Source organism: Halomonas sp. CSM-2 (genome assembly GCF_002119345.1).
Lineage (GTDB): Bacteria > Pseudomonadota > Gammaproteobacteria > Pseudomonadales > Halomonadaceae > Vreelandella > Vreelandella janggokensis.
In genome coordinates, this window is the sequence record NZ_NBYR01000027.1 from 12607 (window position 1) to 35087 (window position 22481).

Here is a 22481-nt window from a genome sequence, read left to right on the forward strand (position 1 = left end):
AATTAGCGATAGAAGCTCGACAGCGCCCTGAGTACTTCGTTCGACACCCGGGCCTCAAGCTCGATATCGTCAAGCTCGTTCATGCGGTAGTCATAGACTGCGAAGGCACCTGTCGGGTGCACGGCCACCTGATAGTCGGGCATCAAGATGCCATAACCCATGTAGCTGCCTGAAAGCATCCAGTCGCGATGGGGTTCGACGTTCAACAGGCTTTGCCCCAGGGTGTAATGCTGAGGCGCCGACTCACAGTCGAGCAGTTCCTCGAGCAGCGTCGGTGCGATATCGGCGTGGTGCGTTCGCCGCTTCAGCGCACCACCGGAGCGTCCCGGCAAATGCATCACCAGCGGGACCTGGACCTGCTCCGGCGTATAGTTGCTGCCATGCCCCCAGTAGTTCTTGCCATGTTCGTTGAAGGACTCCCCGTGGTCGGAGGTAATCACAATCGCCGTATCCTCAAGCCGCCCACGGCGTTCCAGGTCATCGAGTACCCGCCCCAATTGCTGATCCACATAGCGCGCTGCCGTGCGATAGCGGTTCCAGTAAGGTTCAGGATCAAAGTCAGGCCCCAGGCTCAGGTGGTTGATATGCTCCCAATAGGGCGTGAAGCGCGGGAAGTCTGGCGGATGGCTATAGCCGTGCACGGCGTCATAGAACAGGAAACCAAAGAACGGGCGCTCATCTGACTTTGCCTCTTCGTTGTCCATCCAGGCTAGCCAGTCATCGGTGACCTGCTGATCGCGCTCCCAGGGCTCGCCCTTTGCTGGCTCCAGCGAGACATCCTTGAGGCCGGCAAAAACGTTACGGTCAAAGGCAGGGCTCACCAACGTCGCCGAAGAGAGGACCTGAAAGCGGTAATCGGCGGCCTTTAATCGCTCCATCAGCACCGGGGGTGTCTGGCTGGCAGTAAATGCATCCCAGTAGGTGACGGGCAGGCCATAGAAGAGGCTGAAGACGCCGGCCTTGGTGGAATTGCCACCACTGATATGCTCACGTGCCCTGAACCAACCGGGTTGATGGGCGTACCGGTAAAGATTCGGCATCACCTCAGGCGTGAGCATGTCGTGACGCAGGGTATCCAGCAGTACCAGCAGCAGGTTGTCGGTAGACACCGACGGCGAGCAGCTCAGGGGCGCGGAGGGGTAGACCAAATCCTGCGCCTCGCCCTCCGTCGCCTCGAGATCCACCCGATCACGTACCGCCTGGGGGTCGACCCACCCGTGCTTGACGAAGAAGCGCTTGGCAGTGGCCGGATAGAAGACCGGCACATGACGCGTCATGCCGGTGATGTCGCGGTCGTAGTGGGCATCCGCCCAGGCATGCCAACCGTGCACACCCAGCAGGGCCAACAAACTCACTACCAGCATTGCGCCCACAGGCCGTGACGGTGGACGCCGCCTGAACAGCAGCCCGAGACCACCCTGCACCGCCAACATGCCCAGCACGCCACCGACGGCCAGTGCCCAGGCAACCCATGAGAAGCTGAACACGTCTCCCCCGGCGTTGAGCAGCAGGTCAAGGATGAAGCCGCTCAGGTGGAAGCGATACTGAGCGTAGACGAAAGTATCAAGCAGCAGCAACAGCTGCAGGCCACTCGCCCACAGGGTCGTCATCAGCCATAGTCCGATGCCGCGTAAAAGCGTGGCCAGCAGGAACATCGGCAGAGCGGCCAGCCATACCAGCAGCGAGAGATGGCCGAGGAAAACCATCAGCAGGTAGCTCCACTGCTCGGCCCCCTCGGGCTGGATATAGCCGACATAGCGCAGCGAGATCATCCAGGTAAGCAGCAGGTTGGCCAGGGTCCAGGCGCCAAGCCAGCGCCACCGGTGCAGGAGTCGGTAGATCATGCGCGAAGTCTCCAAAGACCAGAGGCCCTTCAGTCAACGTTGAATGGAAAGCGTGTTGACTGTCACAGCCGCTCACTTACTGAAGACTTACGCAATACTTCTTTATCGTTCCGACCCCCGCCAAGACTTCTTAAAGACGCATTACCGTACAGCCTCGTCCCATGCGACGAAGATCAATCCATGCGAGCGCTGGCGTCCGACCAAAAGGTCAGACACGGTGCCGAATAAGCCGGCACCGTCCGATTCGCATTTGTTATTGTCACTAGATTGTCGCTTTCACATTTCAGCGACGTTTTAGTCACATCCGCTTTGCTAACCTGTCAAAGTTTCATCAAGGCAGCGAGGCCGAGCCACTAATGGGTCTGCGACCGGGTTATGCCTGAAAAGGGAGATCAGCAGATGGGAAACGTGCTTGGAGCGGCACCGGTTAGAGTGCTGATTGTCGAAGACAACCGCGACATTTGCGAGAACATCGCTGCGTATCTTGAAAAGCATAGCTATGTTGTGGATTTTGCCTATGACGGTATCAGCGCGATGTACCTCGCGTTGACGAATCCGTTCGACGTTATCGTCCTGGACCTGATGCTTCCGGGGATGGATGGCCTAAGTTTCTGCACAAAGCTGCGGGCCGATGCAAAAGTAGAAACGCCCGTGCTCATGCTAACGGCGAGAGACACGCTTGACGATAAGCTTAAGGGGTTCGAGGCGGGCGCCGATGACTATTTGGTCAAGCCATTCGCCTTACAAGAGCTACATGCGCGACTGCAGGCGCTTTGCAAACGTAGTCACGGAAAGACTGACGACCTGTTGACGGTTGGTGATCTGACGATGAATAGATCCACGCTGCAAGTGCATCGTGCGGGTCAGCGCATCGACCTTACCCCTGCCGGCATGCGACTACTGCAACGCTTGATGGAAGAAGCGCCGTCTGTTGTGGCTCGCGATGACCTCGAAACCTTGTTGTGGGCTGAGGAGCGCCCCGATGGCGATGCGCTTCGCTCGCACTTGTACAAGCTGCGCCAGGCTATCGATAGGCCGTTTAATAGTCCGTTAATTCACACCGTGCATCGCATCGGTTACCGAATTGCAGAGGATACTCAGTAATGTACCGGCACAGTTTACGCACCCGTGTCGCCATTGCATTTGCAGTGTGCGTAGCTGTACTGAGCGTGGCCTGGGGGCTCGCTTTCTTCGCGGCGATCAGGTTTACCGAAGACCGGGTGCTCCAGCATCAGCTGCAGCGTGCCGCAGAGAGCTACCCCGCTATGCCGATGAACCTTCGCGGATACGATGAGATCGGTCGCTTGCCTGAATCACTGCGGGAATGGGCGCAAACCAATCCCCATGAAGGGTTGTACGAATTCGAAGAAAAAGAACTGCATGTCGCGGTAGTACCTACCGACAATGACCAGCAACACGGCTTTGTGGTGTTCGATGTTGCCGGGATTGAAGCGGCGTCGTCAGAGGATTGGTGGTGGCTGCTTTTTATTACCGGTGCCGTTGGAGCGCTCGCGACGCTTGGTTTCGCGCTGGGCGTGGTGGTTATGCGCAAAGCCGTCGCCCCCGTGGCGCAACTCGCCGAAGCGGTCGCAGACATCGACCCGGAACGACTATCGGCCGAAGATCATAAACGCATAGAGGCCAGCCGATTCGGTGATGATGAGGTTGGCGTGCTCGCCAGGACCATCGAGAAGACGCTTGAGCGTATCAGCGCATTTGTTGAGAGGGAAAGATACTTTACCAGTTCAGCCAGTCATGAGTTACGGACGCCGATCACGGTCATAACAGGCGCACTTGAGCTGCTGGAACAAAGCAACCTGTCAGCGACCGATGTGAAGGCGCTTGATCGAGTGAGGCGCGCAACGCTCGATATGAAAACCACGATTGAAATGTTCTTGTGCCTCGCTCGCGAAACCGACGACGGGTTATATGACGAGCAGTTTTTAGTGATGCCGCTGGTGAGCAAGGCTATTGATCAGCAGCGCTACCTGCTGACCCGCCAGTTCGTCGATGTGGATATCGACGAACTCGCAAACCCCAAAGTCAACGGACATCCGCAGGCTTTTTCTATTGCGGTCAATAATCTGGTGCGAAATGCGTTCGAGCATACGCTCCACACGCACGGCCCGATCACGATTCGTATTAAAGAGCATGAGCTCCTGGTCACCAATCAGGTGAGCAGTGACGCTGAAAAGCGGCACGCGCCGACTGAGGTGTCCTCGTCGCGGGGGTATGGTCTTGGTCTGGGTATCGTGCAACGGCTTTGTGAGCGCAATGGCTGGTCGTTTTCGCTACTCGCTGATGAGAAGCATGTCGTCGCCCGTCTTTCATGGTGATCCAAAAGACCAGGTTAATACAATTCTTCAAATGGCGGTTCAAGGAAGTCAGCTCTGACTTTATTACGGCCGCATAGGTAGGCAACCGGGGGGTACAGGGTGACCTTTATACGCAAGCCGCAAGCGTCCGCCGCAGAGTCCGCGCCTGTCGCGTCTCAAGGTAGAAAGAGACAAGTTTCAATGACGCCACCGATGGATGTTGTCCATCTAAAGAGCATGGTCAACGCAACCTTGCTGGAGCTTATGCCAGCTCAGGAAACATCGCCCACGCATCTGCATCAAGGCATGCATTACGCCCTGTTGGGTTCAGGCAAGCGCTTGCGCCCGCTGCTTACGCTTCTAGCTGCGAATGTGGCCACTGACAGTCACACCCTCCGTATGGCCTGCGTGTCGGAACTGGTGCATACCGCTTCGCTGATTCTCGACGACCTGCCCTGCATGGACGATGCGACTATGCGCCGCGACCGCCCCTGCACGCATATACGCTTTTCCGAGAGCACCGCCATTCTTGCCTCAACCAACTTCCTCAACCTCGCGTACGGGGTTATCGCCGATTGCCCCAACGTGGATGCTTCCACCAAAGTCGCCGTTAGCGCTCACCTCAGTCATGTTATTGGTTCTATGGGATTAGTGGGCGGGCAGATCGCTGATTTACAAAATCACCCCGCGGGCACCAAGAGCGCCATTGAGCAACTTTACCACCAGAAAACAGGCTGCCTGTTTGAGTTTGCTGTCGTTACCGGTGCACGACTTCGGGGGCAGGATACAGAAGTGATAGATGCATTGACGCGCTTTGCCCGTGCCTTTGGTCTGCTGTTTCAGCTTTACGATGATATGTTGGATCACAGTACCTTTGTGCAGGAGACAGGTAAGGACGTAGAGCAGGATGCGGCGAAAACCACCTTGCTTTCTCTTTACACACCCGAAGAAGTTCGCGGCGCATTGAGCAATGCACAAGCCATGGCAAGAGAGCAATTGCGTAGAGCCGGATACGATGAATCCTCACTCGCAGCGCTCGTGGAACAACAGTTCGTTGCCTTCAACGGTGCGGCGCAAAGGCTTGGGGTTTAGACCTTGCGAATGACGACGACTGCAGCACTCACCATTGATCGACTACGGGTTGTCTACGGCAGCCACAGCGCCTTAGACGACGTTTCTTTACAGGTACGTCCAGGCGAAATACTCGGTATCCTCGGGCCTAATGGTGCCGGGAAATCGACATTGTTGCGCGCCATTACCGGCAAGCTGCGCCCCCGTTCCGGGCAAATATTCATTGCCGGAAAAGCGCTTTCTCCGGGTAAGGCCTATCAACACTCCATCGGCTTCACCCCCCAGTTCCTGGGTTTATACCGGCACTTGACGGGGCGGGAGAACCTGGCGTTTTTCGCGCGCTGCACAGGTGTCAGCCGCCACCAGATGCCCGCCCGGGTCAGTCAAGCGCTGGAAGAAATCGAGTTAACAGACAACGCCGATGTGCGGGTCGACCACTTGTCCGGTGGTATGCAGCGGCGCTTACACCTGGCAGCCACCCTGGTCTCCCACCCTTCTCTGCTCGTGCTGGACGAACCCACGGCCGGGGTCGACTTGGGTGTGCGCCTGTCAATCCACGACCTTATTCGCCGCCGCGCCGAGCAAGGTGTGGCCGTGGTCGTTGTGACCCATGAGTTAGATGAAGCTGAAGTGCTATCCCACCGCGTCGCCCTTCTTCATCAAGGCCAACTGAAAGCCCTGGACGAGCCCCAGGCGTTGATACAGGAAACCTTCGGCAACCGTCAGCTATTCGTTGTGCGTACGGTTCACATGCTGCCCCCGGCACTCTGTGAGCGGCTGCAGGAGATGGGTTTTCGCCCTCGCAGTGATGAGAGTAGTGATGAGAGCAGTGAATGGTGGCTGGAAAGTGACCTGCCGCTGGATAGATTGATCGACCACCTCTACCGCGACCTGGGCGGAGCACGTGAGGCCATTGCCGAGGTATCGATACGCCGACCCGGATTAAAAAACGTGATGCAGCAGGTTACCGGTGCCCGAAGCGATACTGCGGTGGAGACAGTGTCATGAGGGCAATTTTCCGAGTGATGGTCCTGGGCTTGTGGCGTGACCGCGGTGCGTTACTCATGGCATTTGCTTTGCCCAGTCTGGTATTCGCCATCTTTGCCAGCATCTTCTCCGGCGCTACGGAAGGCGACTTGCACTTGCGGGTCGGTATTGTGGTGGAAACCGAAGATCAACAGATGCAAGAGTTTGCGCAGTACCTGACGCAGACCGAAGAACTGGAGATGACGGCTCTACTCGATTCGGGCCGCGCTCAACTACGGGAACAGGTGCAACAAGGCAATTTCGACACGGGGGTGATCGTTCACGGGCAACCAAACACGGACAACGATCCGCTGTTTACTATTGTCAGCGAACCCACCCGTGAAATTGCCGCTCTGTCTCTACAGGGCTGGCTGCGCCAAAGCCTGGTCTCCCAGCAACCGCAGGTTCTTGTGCAGCGTCTTGCGCAAACCACAGAAGCTCTGGTTGAGGGTTTCTCGCCCGAACAACAAGCACGCCTGGACGCCGCTCTGGAAGCCATGGCCAGGGACCCGGGCGAGGCAGCGATCGAAGACTTGCTTATCGAGCTAGATCCCGTCTATGGCGAGGCGACAGCGTCAATATCTGGGCTCAGCGGTATCGCCTACTATGCCGGCGCCACCGCCATTCTGTTCCTGTTACTGTCCGCCGTGAACGCGGGCATGGTCAGTTTGGAAGAGCGCCAAAACGGTATCGCCGAACGCCTTCTACTGAGCAAAGCGGCGCATTCGCGGTTACTGCTGGGTCGGTTTCTGTTTTTGTTGAGTCTGGGATTTTTCCAGGCCAGCGCTATCTTCCTGGTCGCCAGGTTCGGGTTTGGGCTGGAGATAGAGCGCGCTTTGGCGAAAGTCATTGTCATGGCAATTGCCTGCGCCGCCGCCAGTGCCGGGCTGGCACTTTTACTCCTGTCGCTGTGTCGAACAACGCAGCAGGCGACAACCTTTTCTTCGTTTTTTGTGCTCATTGTTTCCAGCGTAGGCGGCTCAATGGTGCCACGTTTCATGATGCCTGATTGGTTGCAGACGGTGAGCCTGTTCACGCCGAATGCCTGGGCGATTGAAGGTTTTTACGGAGCGTTGATTCGCGGCGACAGCTGGGCTCAGCTAGCCCAGCCAGGCGGCATCCTGGCCGCCGTGGCACTGGTAAGCCTGCTGTTAGCTGCCCTCCCCTTATTCAAGACGCCGGCCTAAGAGAGGTTGTAAAACATGATGGACTGGTTATGGACGCTCATGCTTGTGATAGCGGCTTTCCTGGGGATGGAAGTGTTCGCCTGGTACGCCCATAAGTACATTATGCACGGCTGGGGCTGGCGCTGGCACAAATCCCATCACGAACCTACTGAGGGCGTGTTCGAGAAAAACGACCTGTATGTTGTGGTGTTTTCGCTGGTGGTGGTCGGCATGTTTGCGGTGGGGGACCTTTACTGGACGCCACTCATGGCTATCGCATCAGGCATCACGCTTTACGGCGTCGCTTACTCTCTGTTTCACGACGGTATGGTTCACCAACGCTGGCCGATTCGCTGGCAGCCAAAGAGCGGCTATTTGAAGCGTCTGGTCCAAGCTCACCGAATCCATCATGCCGTGCGTACTCGAGAGGGGGCTGTGTCCTTCGGCTTCCTTTACGCGCCAGATGTCAGGAAACTCAAAAAACGCCTAAAGCAGCAACGGGCTGCATCTCCAGAGGGAGTGCGACATGACCGATGACAGTATGGTGAAACGCAAGAATGATCATCTCGACATCGTGCTGGACGCTCGTCGGGCTAACGCTCGGACCCTTACGGGATTCGCCGACTATCGCTTCGCCCATTGCGCCTTGCCACAGCTGCACCTGGACGAGATTGACCTGAGCGCACGACTTTTCGATAAACCCATGAAGGCGCCGCTGTTGATCAGTTCCATGACCGGCGGCGCCGAACGGGCCAAAACGATCAATCATCACCTGGCAGAAGCCGCCCAACACCTGGGTATCGCCCTGGCCATCGGCTCTCAGAGAGTCGCTCTGCAGTCTGGCAACGATCATGGCCTGACCAGGCAGTTACGACGCATCGCCCCGGATATTCCACTGCTTGGCAATATCGGCGCGGGTCAGCTTCGGGAGCCCCAGGGGATCGACTGGGCGCGCCGGGCGGTGGAGATGATCGAGGCGGATGCATTGATCGTCCACCTCAACCCCCTGCAGGAGGCCGTGCAACAGGGCGGCGACCGGGACTGGTGTGGCGTACTTCAGGCCATCGGCACACTGGTCACGTCGCTCGAAGTGCCGGTGGTGGTCAAGGAAGTCGGCGCGGGTATCTCCCCCGAGGTGGCCCGGGCGCTGGTGGAAGAAGGTGTGGCGATGATCGACGTGGCCGGCGCCGGCGGCACCAGCTGGGCGGCGGTGGAGGCGGAACGCGCGACAAATGAGCACCAGCGCCGGGTCGCCATGGCCTTCGCCGGCTGGGGCACCCCCACCGCCCAGGCCATTCGAGCGGTGCGCCAGACCCTGCCGAAGACGCCTTTGATCGCTTCCGGCGGCATTCGCGATGGAGTGGACGCCGCCAAGGCCATACGCCTGGGCGCGGACCTGGTGGGCCAGGCCGCCGCAGTGCTCGAGAGTGCCACCGAATCGAGTCAGGCGGTGATCGAGCACTTCGAGGTAATCATCCAGCAGCTGCGCATCGCCTGTTTCTGTACCGGCAGCGCCGATCTGCATGCCCTGCGTGCGGCGGTGCTGCTGGATGATCGCGGCGTCCCTCTGGAAGCGCCCCATGGCTAGGTATATCGCCGTCATCGCCCCTGTCCTGCCGCGCCGGTCGCTGGCGACGAGGTATGATTCATGAACGCGCCAGGATATGACCTGATACTGGTGGGGGGCGGTCTGGCCAACGGCCTGATCGCCCTGCGCTTGATACAGGCGCAGCCAGAGTTGCGCCTGCTGATGCTGGAAAGCGAAAGTCGCCCCGGAGGTCATCACACCTGGTCGTTTCACGATGGCGATCTCTCCGCAGACCAACATGCCTGGCTGGCGCCCATGGTGGGTCGTCGCTGGCCGCGGCACCGTGTGATCTTCCCGCACCGCGAGCGCCTGTTGAACGGGGGCTACGCCAGTATCTTCTCCCGGGATTTCGCCTGCGTTCTGGAAGAGGCCCTGGGCGACAACCTGTGGGTCGACACGCGCGTGGCCCGCCTTTCCACGGATAGCGTGGAACTCGAGGATGGCCGGGTGCTGCACGCGAAAGCGGTCATCGACGGCCGGGGTCCCACCGACAGCGCTCACCTGACCCTGGGCTACCAGGCCTTTCTCGGCCAGGAAGTCCGCCTGGACAAGCCCCACGGCCTGGAAGAACCGATCCTCATGGACGCCAGCGTGCCCCAGCAGGACGGCTACCGGTTCGTCTACGTGCTGCCGTTCAGCCACGATACCCTGCTGATCGAGGATACCCACTATGTGGACCGCCCGGAGGCGGACGCGGCCCAACTGCGTGAGCATATTGGCGCCTACGCGCGGGATCGCGACTGGCGGATCGTCGAAACCCTGCGGGAAGAGAGCGGCGTGCTGCCGATCATCCTGGCGGGTGAGTTCGGTGCCTTCTGGCAGAACGCCCAGGGCCAACCACGAAGCGGCCTGCGCGCCGGTCTGTTCCACCCCACCACCGGGTACTCCCTGCCCCAGGCGATGGGTCTGGCAGAACGCATCGCCGAGCTTGGCAAGCTCGATGCGGCGTCGCTGTTCCAGGCCATCCATGCCTTCGCCGCCCGGGAATGGCAACACCAGGGCTACTTTCGCCTGCTCAATCGCATGCTGTTCCTGGCGGGCCGCCCGGCGCGGCGCTGGCAGGTCATGCAACGTTTCTACGGCCTGCCAGAACCGCTGATCGAACGCTTCTACGCCGGACGCCTGACCCGTGCCGACAAAGTGCGCATCCTGATGGGCAAGCCGCCGGTGCCGCTTGGCGAAGCGCTCAAGGCGGTGCGGGCGAATTCCCCACAAAAGATTTCATCCACCTTCTTCGGAATACGCTCATGACCCAGCCTCAACGTGCCCTGGTGATCGGCGCCGGCTTCGGCGGCCTGGCCCTGGCGATTCGCCTGCAGTCCGGCGGCTACCAGACCACCCTGCTGGAAAAGCGCGACAAGCCCGGTGGCCGCGCCTATGTCTATGAAGACCAGGGGTTCACCTTCGATGCCGGTCCGACGGTGATTACCGACCCCTCCGCCCTGGAAGAACTCTTTCGTCTGGCGGACAAACACATGGCAGATTATGTCGAACTGCTGCCGGTCACGCCCTTCTACCGGCTATGCTGGGAAGATGCCCCTGCCTTCGATTACGTCAACGATCAGGCCGCCCTGGAGCGACAGATCGCCGAGCGCAATCCTCGGGACGTGGAGGGCTATCGGCACTTCCTGAGCTATTCCCAGGCGGTGTTCGAGGAGGGCTATCGCAAGCTCGGCGCCGTGCCCTTTCTGGCCTTTCGCGACATGCTCGCCGCCGGGCCGCAGCTGGCGAAGCTTCAGGCCTGGCGCAGCGTCTACTCCATGGTCTCGAAATTCATCGAGGATCCGCATCTGCGCCAGGTCTTCTCCTTTCATTCCCTGCTGGTGGGGGGCAACCCATTCGCCACTTCCTCCATTTATACCCTGATCCATGCCCTGGAGCGGGAGTGGGGCGTATGGTTTCCCCGGGGCGGCACCGGCGCCCTGGTACAGGGTATGGTCCAGCTGTTCAAGGATCTCGGCGGCACCCTCGAACTGAACGCGGAAGTGGCAAACATCGAAACCGCAGGGGATCAGGTAAGCGGCGTCACCTTGATGGACGGCCGACATTTCCCGACGGATGCACTGGCCTCCAACGCAGACGTGATGCATACCTACAGCAGGCTCTTGAGCGGGCATTCCCGCGGCACCCGCCAGGCCAGGTCCCTGGGCCGCAAACGCTTCAGCATGTCACTGTTCGTGATCTATTTCGGCCTGGACAGGCCACCGCAAGGCCTGGAGCACCATACGGTGTGCTTCGGCCCCCGCTACAAGGAATTGATCGACGAGATCTTCAACGCGGACACCCTGGCGGAGGATTTTTCCCTCTACCTGCACTCCCCCTGTGTCACCGACCCGAGCATGGCACCCGAAGGCTGTAGCGCTCACTATGTCCTGGCACCGGTGCCGCACCTGGGCAAGGCTAACATCGACTGGGAAACCCAGGGGCCGATATACCGCGACCGCATCCTCGAATATCTGGAGCGTCACTATATTCCCGGGCTACGGGAGCACCTGGTGACCTGTCGGCACTTCACGCCCCTGGATTTTCGCGAGGAGCTCAACGCCCACCTGGGTTCCGCCTTCTCCCTGGAGCCGATTCTCACCCAGAGCGCCTGGTTCCGACCCCACAACCGGGATGCCAAGATCGACAACCTCTACCTCGTGGGGGCCGGCACCCATCCCGGGGCCGGGGTGCCCGGCGTGATCGGTTCCGCCAAGGCCACTGCGGGCCTGATGCTGGAGCGACTCGATGACCGATAAGCTAGGACAGCATGCCGCACAGACCATCGCCGTGGGCTCCAAGAGTTTTGCCACCGCCGCCAAGCTGTTCGACCCGGCCACTCGGCGCAGCGCCCTGATGCTTTATGCCTGGTGCCGCCACTGCGACGACGTGATCGACGACCAGCAGCTGGGCTTTCGTGCTCAGGAAACCACGGGCGAAAGCAGCGAGACGCGCCTAAACGAGCTTCGACACCTGACGCGTCGTGCCTATGCCGGGGAGCCCATGCAAAGCCCGGCTTTCGCCGCCTTTCAGGAGGTGGCGCTCGACCACGGGATCCCCGAGCGCTATCCCCTGGCTCACCTGGACGGCTTCGCCATGGACGTGGAGCAGCGGCGCTATGTCACCCTCGACGATACCCTGGACTACTGCTATCACGTGGCCGGCGTGGTGGGCATCATGATGGCCTGGATCATGGGTGCGAAGGATGAGGCGACCCTGGATCGGGCCTGCGACCTGGGAATGGCCTTTCAGCTGACCAATATCGCCCGGGACATCATCGAGGATGCACAGATTGATCGCTGCTATCTGCCGGCCCAGTGGCTGGAAGAAGCCGGCATTCCCCGCCAGGAGATGACCGCGCCAAGGCATCGTGAAGCCCTGGCAGGCCTGGCCCGACAACTGATCGACCTGGCGGAACCCTACTATGACGCCGCCCGCGGTGGATTGACGGCCTTGCCGCCTCGCTGCGCCTGGGCCATTGGCACCGCCCACGGCGTCTATCGGGAAATCGGGATCAAGGTGAAAACGCACGGTGCTCTGGCCTGGGACGCGCGCATCTCGACCAGCAAGGCGGACAAAGCGCGCCTGCTGGGTCTGGGACTCGTTCACGCGATGGCATCCCGCTGGCAAAAGCCAGCGCCAAGGCCTAGCGGTCTCTGGCAGCGACCGGGCGACTGAGCGGTGGCAATAGGCTGACCCATCGCGCCACTAACGTCTACGCTGAGAGACACCCATCACGACACAGGAGGCCATGATGAGTATCGAGCAACCCGAAACGCTCCATCTGGACAGCGATGACGCGACCGGCTACCCCAACTCCCCACTGCCAGTGTTGATCTACCGGGATGTTATCGACACTCGTGACCCAGAGGCGTGTGCCGCCACCTTCGAAGCCATGTTCAAGCGCCACGGCTGGCCGCCGGCATGGCGCTACCACCTGTATGACTTTGACCACTTTCACTCCACCGCTCACGAAGTATTGGGCATCTTTCGCGGCCAAGCCCGAGCACGACTGGGTGGCCCTAACGGCCGCGAACTGATGCTTTGCGCTGGCGACGTGCTGGTGCTGCCCGCAGGGGTTGGGCATGCAAGCCTGGAGGCGGACGATGATTTCTGCATGGTAGGCGCCTACCCGCCCGGCCAACAGCCAGCGATAGAGCGCGGCGACCCGGCACAGCTGGAAGCAGCGCAAGCGCGCGTGGCGAGCACGGCGATACCCGAAAGCGACCCGGTCGGCGGTCCGTTGAAAAACCTGTGGCGCCAAACGACAGCGTAATCACCTTGACCCTGCCGATAAACGGTATTATCAACAGGCCTATACGTAGCCAGAGCCATGACCCAAGCCGCTCTGGCACTCCCATGTCAGATACCGAAGGAAAGCCCTATGCCAGCCTATGTGGTGATGATCAAAGAACACACCCACGACACTGATGAAATGGAGCGCTACAGCGAAAAGGCGAAAGCCGCCCGCGAAGGCCACGACCCTGAACCGCTCGCGTTCTACGGCGATTTTAAAGTGCTCGAAGGCAGCGCAATGGAAGGGGCAGTGATTTTACGCTTCCCCGATATGGCCGCCGCCCGCGCCTGGTATGAAAGCCCCGCCTACCAGGAAGCCCGCCAGCACCGTTTCCAGGGGGCCGACTATCGGGTGTTTATCGTGGATGGGATTGAGGAGGCGTAGGGTGTGGCGGCAGAAACGCCACAGAGGCCGATAAGTGGACTCGCCTTCGTTAGATACCAACCCTTGATTGGTCAGGGTTTGGCTGAGCAGTTTCACCGCCTGCTCAAACTCGACACCACGCTGAGATTTCAGCTCGGTAGCCAACCGAAATGATGGCGTCTAATTTGTAGTGGCCTATTTACCGCTCAACCTGACGCTTATCCTCCTGGCGAACTATCCGGAATTTCCGGATAGTTCCTTCTCTCTCCAGCTCTCCCTCTGCGAACACGTTGCCAATATGCTCGTTAACCGTTCGCAGCTCTTTGCCGAAAAGCTCTGCCATCTGTGCCTGACTCAACCAGACAGTGTCCTGTTCAAGCGCCACTTCCAGCTGTGCCTGGCCGTCTTCGCTGGTGAATATCTTTATTTATTGATCCTTCATCGACTACTGCCTCCACTTTATTGCGGCCAACGCATCGCTAGCACAATCCCTTAATTAGCCAAGTATAACCACTCTATAAAACTGCATGTGCATACAGCATATTTATCCAAAAATTATTGCCCTCAACTTCTATCTTGCGGTTAAAAAGAAAGCCTCCCCGGCGACCAGCCGAGGAGGCGTTTCTTTTCACAACCTTAAGCAGGCGCTAGTTACTGAGCGTTGCTAGGTTTATCCGGGTCGGCGTCAACCAAGCAATTAACGGTCTCGCCGCCCTGGTCATTAGGTAAAACGCCCTCTGGGCGGCGGCGCTGATCATGAAGCTCAAGCGAAGCGTTCAGCCAGTCCAATAGCGTATCCCCCAGCGCGAGTGCGTCATCGGCGCGCTGCTGGCTGTAGAAGGTAAGCAACTGCCTGGCTTCGTCACGCATACCCTGATCAATCAATGTCTTGGCGGAGGTTTCCACCCAGTTCAGGTCATCGAAGCTATCTTGTTCAAAGCCTTCCAAGAGTTCGGTAACAGAGCCGTGAAAGCGCTCAGGCTGTTCGCACATCAGGTACATGACCTGCTTGAAGCGACGTCCCGCAAAATCACTGGCTTCCTGCACCTGAAAATCGGGGTTGAGGAAGGTAGACGCGGCGCCCTTGGAAAGATAGCGGTGCTGCCCATATTCCATTGGGACCTCCTGGACACCGAGCCACCAAGGAATAAAGGGAGCCGCTAACGAGCCGGTGGGCGCCACCCAGATTTGCTGCATATCAGCGTCCGTGTTGGCCTTCAAGGTGGCGACCTGACCATAACCCGCCTCATCGTCAGCGATACGATGATCACGAACCTGCGCCATCATTTCGCGCTCAGTGATCGGCGCCAAGTCGCGCAGGGCCTCTTCCACGTCTGCTTGGGACATGTATTTGTAGCCACCGGTACGCGCCTGGGTATCCTGGCGGCCATAGACGTCAAATACATTGAAATCACCCTCGCCTGCGTACCAGCCCTGTTCCTCGGCGAAGGTAATCAGGTTGTCGGCGCCCATGTAATCGGGGTCGTTCTCGAAGTCGACGGGGAAGTCTTCAATATAGCCGGGATAGAGCACACGCACGTCATCATCGCCAAGCCGCTCGGCGGCCCACAGCCCCTGGCTGCCAGCAAACTCCCAAACAACCCAGCCTTCATTTTCATCGGCGATGAGGTGCGTATTGCCGCCATAGGTGGAGTAGCCGTATTGATCAATTAACTCTCCGATCAACTCGACACCTTCCCGGGCTGTCTCGGCGCGTTCAAGCACCAGCCTGGCCAAGTCGCTGTATTGAGGGCCCTGCTGCGGCGTCTCCGTCATGTCGATCAGTTCCTGGCGGTTGGTCGCCCAGACGTCACGAACGGCCACTCCATGCTCATTGATACCACCGTTGGTGAGCGGTGCAGGGAAACCCTCATAGTCGGAATACGACATCGACAGGTAGCGGAAAGTGTGTTCGGCTTGCGGAATGTCGATGAGCTCACCGGGGATGCCGGCATCAGCGGTGACACCAACACTCACTGTATCGTCAGCAGAGTGATCTTCGGCAGGCATGATCTCCAACCAGTGGCTGGAGACTTCCTCACCGGTGCCACCGATCATGACGGCGCCCTCGTCGGTCAGGTTTTTGCCTACATAGTAGGCATAGCTTGCCGAGGCTACCGGGCTAAGCGCGAGTAGCGGCACGGCCAGCATCATCGGTTTTAGGGGATAGCGTTTTCTCATCATCTTGGCTCCATGTTGATATGGCTTTCCTGAATTCATGGAAAACTGCAGTATTTCGGGTAACCACGTAGAGGTAAAAAACAGCAGCGATAACCTCTCTGCTCAAGGCATAGGATATCGGCCACTGACCCAGGCGCTACGCTAACAAATGCTGCGCAATGTTTTTAGAAATACGGCATACCTACCTATCCTAGCAGCCAAGAAGCGCCTCGCTGCCTTCGCGGATAGATGCCAGAAATAGAGTCAGGAGGGGCGACGCGGAATCCATGTCAGCTCTATCTAGCCGCCATCAACCCTCGCCGAGAGTAGGCGACATGCAGAAAGGGCACCAACCGCGGCGTTATCAGCCTTCGAAATGCTATTGCCCACGCGCGCAAGATTCGAAAAAGGGCATTACTGCTCGCCATGATAAGGACTAAGCACAATCACAGCGGCAATGAAACAAATACCGCCTGCGATAAACCACAATGCGAAATATGACCCCGTCATAAAGGCAATTAACCCGCCTAAAAAAGCAACCAACCCGGCGCCTACCTGATGAGCCACGTTGATCCAGCTAAAAGCGGAAGGCCCTTGATCACCAAAGATGTGATTGCACAAAGTAATCACCGGAGGCACCGTTGCAACATCAAATACGCCAAAAACGACGGCAAAGGCTATCAGCTCCCAGCCAACGGGATGCGATAAAATAAAAGGCAGACAAATCAAACTCGCGCCCCGCAAAAAGAAGATAACGGCCAGCAACGCCTGCTTATTGATTTTATCTGAAAGCCACCCTGCCCCAATGGTGCCCGGTATATTCAAAAGACCGATTATCAAGAGCAGATAAGATGATTCCGCTACCGATATTCCCTCTAACGAGGCCGCCGGGGTAAAGCTACTCCACATCAGGCCATTCGTGGTAGCGCCACACATGCCAAAGGCTAATGCGATGACCCAAAACTTCTTGCACTTCACAAACCCTTTCAGGCTGATAAACACATCGTTAAATGTACTATTCGGCTTAATATGATGAGCCGTCACCGTTCTCACCGCCGAGAGCTTCTCATTCAGCAGCAAACACACAATTAACACTGTGATCAGGGTCAAGACAACACAGCCTATTAATGGCGCTCGCCAGCCAAACTCATCAGCCAGCTTGGCCCACATGGGGAGTAACACAAATTGCCCCGTCACCGAGCAAGCCGTCAATATACCTGTCGGCAAGCCTGTTTTCTCAAACCAGGAACGAGCAAAGAGAGCGCCAAACGACATCGTTAACGCGCCACACCCCAGCCCAACCAAAACACCCCATGCAAGATTGAATATTATCTTTGAGTTCAGCGTACAGACCAAAGCGCCAGCCAACAGTATCACAAGGCTTGCGATGACAATTTTCTTGATCCCATGCTTCTCCATCAAATGAATGGCGAAGGGTGCCGTCGCACCATAAAGGATCATATTGACGGTGATGCCAAAGGTTGTATTCAGGGACGACCAGCCAAGCTCCTCAATCAGCTGTGACGTCAACAACCCTGATAGGGTTACATAACTACCGGCCGTCACAACGCACAGGGCGGCAACCAGAATGGCATTGAATTTCTGCTGTGAAGAAATCAGTGTAAAAGCTTGTTGCGTTTCACTCATGGCAATATTAATTTCTGTTAAAGCGTTTATTGAAACGCTATCCACCCATGACTTGCATGTAAACCATCATTAATGAGAACGAGTTTTTCATGATTGAGAACCTAAAGTGGGATGACTTTAAAGTTGTTCTCGCGATCGCTGAAGAGAAAGCACTTAAACAAGCCGCGAGCAAGCTCCATGTCAGCCAAGCCACTATCTACAGGCGAGTTGCTGACATTGAAAGCAAATGTGGCGTAAAGATCTTTCATCGTGAAGATAATGCTTATGTGCCAACACTTGCCGGATTAGAGCTGGTGAGAAGTGCAAAGGAAATCGAAAAACAAGTGCTTTATGCTCAGCGAAAACTTTACTCTGCCAAAGAAACATTATCCGGCAACTTGACGGTCACTACCACAGACACATTAATGTATGGCCTGTTGGGCAACATCATTCACGACTTCAATTGCCAATACAAAGAGCTGAACATAAGCGTCATCGTTAGTAATAAACTCATGAGCCTGGAGGCGCGTGACGCAGATATCGCGTTTCGCCCTGTGGTCAGCCCGAACGAAACGCTTATCGGTAAGAAAATCCTGCCCATTAACCAGGCTGTCTATGTGTCACAAAAGAGCAAACATACTGACTGGCTGGAAAGCGGTATTTCGTGGATTGCGCCCAATACGGAAATGCAATACCCACAGCTCAGCGAGTGGTTCTCAAAAAACAACCTGCTTAACAACAGACTATTAAAAAGCAACTCCATTCTTATGGATTACTTCATGGTCGCCAATTACGACTATGCAGCGGTGTTACCGACGTATCTGGAAAAAGAAGGCGCAGGCATCAAACGAATCAGCCCTATCATCCCTGAATTGAGCACGACCATGTGGGGGTTGGTGCATACCGATTTAAGAACCTCTCAAACCGTGACCGAGTTTCTTAACTATGTGCGTGCTTGCTGCAATGTAATTACTTAGGCCAAAGCCGCGACAACGCTTGTTCTAATTGAAGCCTGTCTGCCCGGCGTTTATCCTCGGAACGACGACTCAAATTCTGCAACTTGCGTTTAACGCCGGGCAGTTCGCGAGCCTGGGGCAGACCAATCAGACCAAATTCCGGCTGCTCATCTTCGATGGAGAACAGAAATTCTTGCGAAGGCTCATCTATCCACTCAGCAAGACGTACCAATAGCCGTTCCCGATATTTCAGTAGCTCATGCGCAGTGACAGGCTCCGACGTCATGCCCTTAAAATGTGCCTGAAAAATATCTTCAAAATCCTTAGGCATCTGCGGCTCAAGAATTTCCCAGGCGGGTTTTGGACTACAGGTCAAATAGACCAGGAATGTGTACCAAAGCGTCCTATCAGCTCGCTTGTCATCCAGTAATAGTCCTACATCGAACAAGTCGCGTGGGTGCTGACGCGATAATGCTGCTGCCAGTTTTCCTGCATACAAATCGGCAAAACTCAGCACCTGTGCAGAAGCAAACCCAAACGCCTCCTCCACCACCGGCCGAACATCCATCTCACGCACTGGATGCACCGTGCCCCGCATTACTGGTGTGGTTTCAATCTGCACAAGTGCCCTGCCGCGGCTGACAATCAACCGCGTGACACCTTGACTGCCTTGAGTCGCCGACGGCTGCACACGCATTGTTTTTGATTGAGTCCGTAACGCATCAGCCAGCATGTTCAGCGCATTATCAATCGCGGCGGCGTCTTCAGCGAAACCGTGGGTCGGCAGCCATGTAAGATCGATATCCACTGATAATCGAGGGAGATCGTGCTCAAACAAATTGATCGCCGTTCCGCCCTTCAACGCAATGCGAGGCTCCAGTGACAACACTGGGAGAATATCTACAAGTAGCTGTACGCGGTCGGTGTAGCGTTTATCCCAAGTGCTCATCCAAGTCCCTCGGTAACGTGATCTGATAAGTCGGGTGTAGACGACCACCGGGCACCAGAACGCGTTTACCGCTGCCGAGATCCACCCCCTCTAACGAGATTCGTTTAAGCCATGCATGCTGGTACCGATCCGCCAAGGCGAGAAACAGTCGTGCTGCCTTGATGCTGCTGCAATGGCGCAGCAACACCGTCAACCGCCTTGGGCTCAGTGTTGCCAAACTCTGCATAAGCGTATCAGCTTCGTAGACCAGCGCCGCGCCAGCGGGGCCATCGCAAAGCTCCAGTATCGCGCGCTCCGGCGTGGAACAAACGATGGCTCCCGCACCAGAAAGCACCTCTAGCCGCTTAAGGCCCTGCTCAGGTAGCTGATCCTTCTGCGTATCCGCAGTGAAATCAGACAACGGCCAGTCAAAGGGAGGCTTGCCGCAGAACTCAAATCGTTCAGGCAGTGCCAATTGACTGAGCCAGCCGGGCGGACGGGCATCCCCATAAAGCGTTACCGTGGCTGCTTCGCCCAGGCGCAGGTAGTGCTCATACCCTTGCATTGCCAACGCGAAACGCCCACCGACGTATAATGCCAGGCCCTCACGCTCTTGCAGGCTCCGCAATACGCCCTGCCATTGCAGTCGCCCTCCCTTTCTCAGATAAACGCCACGCGCCGGAGACACCAGCCAACCGCTGGAGACATAACGCGCCACAAGGCTTCTCGAATAGCCATGCGCCTGCAGCCAGCGGCTGGAGACTAAATCAGAGTCTCCGAGGCTGGCTAGCAACTGGTTTAATTTTGACGATTTTTGTTCACTCATAGTGAACATAATACGGCTTTCAAAAACTCTGTCCAGTGAATGCGAGGTTTACCGAAAAGGTTTTTTAATCACTATGGGTGAGCCTTCTGGATCTATCCTGAACTCGCCCTCAAGCGTTGCTTACCCACGGGGTTAAGCGGCTGCCGTTTAGACCAAAAGGAAATTAGGTTGCCACTAGCTTGTTTTGCTAAGCGCGCACTGCTGATTCACGTTAAACAGCCATTCACTACTGAATATGAACCATTGCATCAGGTTCTTTCATGGCATGGGGATACCTGTCATCCTCAGAAGCCAAATACAGCAAGGGCAGTCGCTTGGACTGCCCTTTCGCTTTATGTGTGAAGCGGGAATACGGAAATGAGAGCTGGTCAGTGCTCACCTTCAGTGCGCAACTTAGCCACTTCACGTAACGCCAAGCCTGTCGCTTCAGCAATCTGCTCATCACTCAGCACTCCCAGCTTGAGCAGATTACGGGCCGTTTTCTCAATACCCAGCTTTTCGCCTTCCTGACGCTCTTGCTGAGCCCAGTTTTCCAAATTTTCTGCCAACATGTCTTTATCCTCCACCAAACTGTTGAGCTGATTGAGGTCGACCTCAGCCCCGAGCCGCTGCAAGTGGCGTTTAAGCCAGCGGGTAATAATCTTGTCGATACGTTCTTTGTGAGGATCAGCCTGAATAATCGCCACAATTCGGTCCACGGCTTGCTGCAGCCCCTGGCGATTCGTGGAGGCCTTCTCGATACTGAACACCCCGCTTAACGGCGACTGCACCAAGCCTAACTGCTCATCAGTATAGCGCCCTTCATCGACCAGGTAATAACGCATCCGTGGCTGGTAGACCTGTAGCAGACCCGGCGGTTCCGGGGTGATCATTTCATACAGGTCTAGCGATGCCGTCCAACGATCCGAGCCGTTATAAAGCACCACCGGAAACACTGGCGGTAAACCCTGGCCGGGTGTGATGACCTTCTGCTTGAGCAACTCACTGTAGAAGCAAGCGGCGTAGTGCATCAGCCGAACCGGCATGGTGCGGATATGTGAATGACACCTTGCTGAATAAAGCTTTCGAATCCCCCCCCCACCTCAAGGGCGATTCGCAAGAGAACGTCAGTGATTCAGCCTGGCTCCGTACCATGCGGATTAAGAGCCATCTCAGGGAACAGTGGATGTATTTGTGGGTACAGTCTTAATCAGCCTGCACTGTTGCCACCAAACTAGATACATCATCCACTACCGTTCCATCCTCTCGGACTAACTGCGTTCTGACCCGCTTCCCATCTTTAGTTTGCAGCTGGAGGTGTAAACGGGATGAACCTTGCTCAAGATAATTGCCCCCCCACTCACGCAGCGCAATCAAAACCGGTAGCAAGGCGCGCCCTTTCTCGGTAAGCGCATATCCTTTCCGTGAACGCTGACCGGGTTCGCGGTAGTAATAATGTTCCAGGAGACCTTCTTCAACCAGCCTCGCCAATCTCACGGATAGAACCGAACGCGTTATACCTAAGTCTTCTCTAATATGATCGAAGCGTCCTACGCCACAGACAACCTCTCGCAAGATTAGTAGCGACCAGGTATCACCGATTTTCCCGATCGCTTTGGCAAGAGCGCACTCGGACACTGGAACAGCTGTGTGTGAAACCGGAACCTCTTGTTTATCTCTCATAACATCATGATAGCAGGGTTTGCAAAAAAAACCCAGGGTGGCATATACTGAGTTTCATAAAGAAACTCAGGGGTGCAGTAGATGTCACAAATTGATCTTCCTACCGCAAATAACCACCCTAGCTTTCAGTCGGACCTTCGGACAGTGATCGCATTGGCTCTGGTCCCGGCGATTGGTCTGGGCATTGCACGATTCGCCTACGCGCTACTGCTTCCTGCAATGCAGCCGAGTTTGGGCTGGAGCTATGCTGATGCCGGTTGGATGACCTCAGTTAATGCGGCTGGCTACATGGTCGCGGCCTTATTAGCCGCACGTGTCATCGCTTATGCAGGCGCTTATCGCGTCATGGCTGGTGGTCATTGCATGCGTTACCGCTTTGATTTTACTTGGCGTCATAAATGACTCGGTATTACTAAACTATGCGTGGCTACTGGCTGGGATGGGCGGTGCTTTCGCATTCGTAGCTGGCGGGGTTCTTGCGACCCATGTTTCTCAGCGTCACCCTAAACACTCAGCATTCTTGCTAGCCCGGATTTCTCACAGGGTATAAAAGAAAGCGGCTGAAAGTGCTATGATTTCAAGAACCTAACCAATCCATCAAGCACCAACAGCCGCTTCCAAAATGGTACCTGAAAAACTGACCTTCTCGCCACTCTCACGCCGCCAAATTG

The 22481-nt window shown here is 56.8% G+C and carries 20 protein-coding genes and 1 pseudogene; 14 read left to right on the top strand and 7 right to left on the bottom strand.

Features of this window, described 5'->3' with window-relative positions:
- Positions 1–2: 2 nt before the first annotated feature.
- Entirely contained in the window at positions 3–1844 is a 1842-nt protein-coding gene (locus B7L15_RS17880; protein ID WP_085920263.1) for a DUF3413 domain-containing protein, read from the bottom strand.
- 399 nt (positions 1845–2243) lie between these two features.
- On the opposite strand from B7L15_RS17880, the gene B7L15_RS17885 reads away from it, so the two are divergent.
- The 12 genes and pseudogenes from B7L15_RS17885 (at position 2244) to B7L15_RS17940 (ending at position 13673) form a co-directional block, all read left to right on the top strand.
- Positions 2244–2948 (top strand): response regulator transcription factor, encoded by a 705-nt coding sequence (locus B7L15_RS17885; RefSeq protein ID WP_085920264.1) that lies wholly within the window; start codon positions 2244–2246, stop codon positions 2946–2948.
- Positions 2948–4180, top strand: coding sequence for a sensor histidine kinase (locus B7L15_RS17890; RefSeq protein ID WP_085920265.1), 1233 nt, complete (start codon positions 2948–2950; stop codon positions 4178–4180). Before B7L15_RS17885 ends, B7L15_RS17890 begins: the two co-directional genes overlap by 1 nt.
- Before the next feature lie 180 nt (positions 4181–4360).
- The gene (locus B7L15_RS17895; RefSeq protein WP_085920266.1) at positions 4361–5251 is read left to right on the top strand and encodes a polyprenyl synthetase family protein; all 891 of its coding nucleotides are present in this window, start codon (positions 4361–4363) and stop codon (positions 5249–5251) included.
- An 84-nt stretch (positions 5252–5335) separates the two neighbouring features.
- Positions 5336–6238, top strand: a pseudogene (locus tag B7L15_RS17900) (ABC transporter ATP-binding protein); the annotation flags it as partial.
- Positions 6235–7443 carry an ABC transporter permease gene (locus B7L15_RS17905; protein WP_085920268.1) on the top strand — a complete coding sequence of 403 codons (1209 nt, stop codon included), beginning with the start codon at positions 6235–6237 and terminating at the stop codon, positions 7441–7443. The pseudogene B7L15_RS17900 and the gene B7L15_RS17905, both read left to right, overlap by 4 nt.
- Positions 7444–7458: 15 nt before the next feature.
- Positions 7459–7959 (top strand): sterol desaturase family protein, encoded by a 501-nt coding sequence (locus tag B7L15_RS17910; protein ID WP_254902981.1) that lies wholly within the window; start codon positions 7459–7461, stop codon positions 7957–7959.
- The gene (gene fni, locus B7L15_RS17915) at positions 7949–9010 is read left to right on the top strand and encodes a type 2 isopentenyl-diphosphate Delta-isomerase (RefSeq protein WP_085920269.1); all 1062 of its coding nucleotides are present in this window, start codon (positions 7949–7951) and stop codon (positions 9008–9010) included. Before B7L15_RS17910 ends, fni begins: the two co-directional genes overlap by 11 nt.
- A 60-nt stretch (positions 9011–9070) precedes the next feature.
- On the top strand, positions 9071–10261 hold the full coding sequence (gene crtY / locus B7L15_RS17920; RefSeq protein WP_085920270.1) for a lycopene beta-cyclase CrtY: 1191 nt from the start codon (positions 9071–9073) through the stop codon (positions 10259–10261).
- Complete coding sequence (locus B7L15_RS17925) at positions 10258–11751, top strand: phytoene desaturase (protein WP_085920271.1); 1494 nt, start codon at positions 10258–10260, stop codon at positions 11749–11751. The genes crtY and B7L15_RS17925 overlap by 4 nt, the downstream gene beginning before the upstream one ends.
- Positions 11741–12670, top strand: a complete 930-nt coding sequence (gene crtB, locus B7L15_RS17930; RefSeq protein WP_085920272.1) for a 15-cis-phytoene synthase CrtB — start codon at positions 11741–11743, stop codon at positions 12668–12670. Before B7L15_RS17925 ends, crtB begins: the two co-directional genes overlap by 11 nt.
- 76 nt (positions 12671–12746) lie before the next feature.
- Positions 12747–13268, top strand: coding sequence for a cupin domain-containing protein (locus B7L15_RS17935; RefSeq protein WP_085920273.1), 522 nt, complete (start codon positions 12747–12749; stop codon positions 13266–13268).
- Positions 13269–13376: 108 nt separating this feature from the next.
- A complete protein-coding gene (locus B7L15_RS17940) occupies positions 13377–13673 on the top strand; it encodes a DUF1330 domain-containing protein (RefSeq protein ID WP_085920274.1) in 297 nt (98 codons plus the stop codon).
- 630 nt (positions 13674–14303) lie between these two features.
- On the opposite strand, the gene B7L15_RS17950 is transcribed toward B7L15_RS17940, so the two are convergent.
- The gene (locus tag B7L15_RS17950; RefSeq protein ID WP_254902982.1) at positions 14304–15836 is read right to left on the bottom strand and encodes a C69 family dipeptidase; all 1533 of its coding nucleotides are present in this window, start codon (positions 15834–15836) and stop codon (positions 14304–14306) included.
- 390 nt (positions 15837–16226) lie between these two features.
- On the bottom strand, positions 16227–17504 hold the full coding sequence (locus B7L15_RS17955) for an MFS transporter (RefSeq protein ID WP_139839393.1): 1278 nt from the start codon (positions 17502–17504) through the stop codon (positions 16227–16229).
- 44 nt (positions 17505–17548) lie between these two features.
- On the opposite strand from B7L15_RS17955, the gene B7L15_RS17960 reads away from it, so the two are divergent.
- Positions 17549–18415: a LysR family transcriptional regulator gene (locus tag B7L15_RS17960; RefSeq protein ID WP_085920276.1), complete on the top strand. Its 867-nt coding sequence runs from the start codon at positions 17549–17551 to the stop codon at positions 18413–18415.
- Here the strand turns inward: B7L15_RS17960 and B7L15_RS17965 are convergent.
- The 4 genes from B7L15_RS17965 to B7L15_RS20045 form a co-directional block, all read right to left on the bottom strand.
- Positions 18408–19343, bottom strand: coding sequence for a nucleotidyl transferase AbiEii/AbiGii toxin family protein (locus tag B7L15_RS17965; protein WP_085920277.1), 936 nt, complete (start codon positions 19341–19343; stop codon positions 18408–18410). The two genes, B7L15_RS17960 and B7L15_RS17965, sit on opposite strands and share 8 nt — an antisense overlap.
- On the bottom strand, positions 19327–20157 hold the full coding sequence (locus tag B7L15_RS17970; RefSeq protein WP_199284744.1) for a type IV toxin-antitoxin system AbiEi family antitoxin domain-containing protein: 831 nt from the start codon (positions 20155–20157) through the stop codon (positions 19327–19329). Before B7L15_RS17970 ends, B7L15_RS17965 begins: the two co-directional genes overlap by 17 nt.
- A 359-nt stretch (positions 20158–20516) precedes the next feature.
- Positions 20517–21173, bottom strand: coding sequence for an Rpn family recombination-promoting nuclease/putative transposase (locus tag B7L15_RS17975; protein WP_085920279.1), 657 nt, complete (start codon positions 21171–21173; stop codon positions 20517–20519).
- A gap of 160 nt (positions 21174–21333) precedes the next feature.
- Positions 21334–21810: a winged helix-turn-helix transcriptional regulator gene (locus B7L15_RS20045; RefSeq protein WP_085920280.1), complete on the bottom strand. Its 477-nt coding sequence runs from the start codon at positions 21808–21810 to the stop codon at positions 21334–21336.
- Between the two features lie 81 nt (positions 21811–21891).
- On the opposite strand from B7L15_RS20045, the gene B7L15_RS17985 reads away from it, so the two are divergent.
- Positions 21892–22212: a YbfB/YjiJ family MFS transporter gene (locus B7L15_RS17985; protein WP_139839394.1), complete on the top strand. Its 321-nt coding sequence runs from the start codon at positions 21892–21894 to the stop codon at positions 22210–22212.
- Positions 22213–22481: the final 269 nt, after the last annotated feature.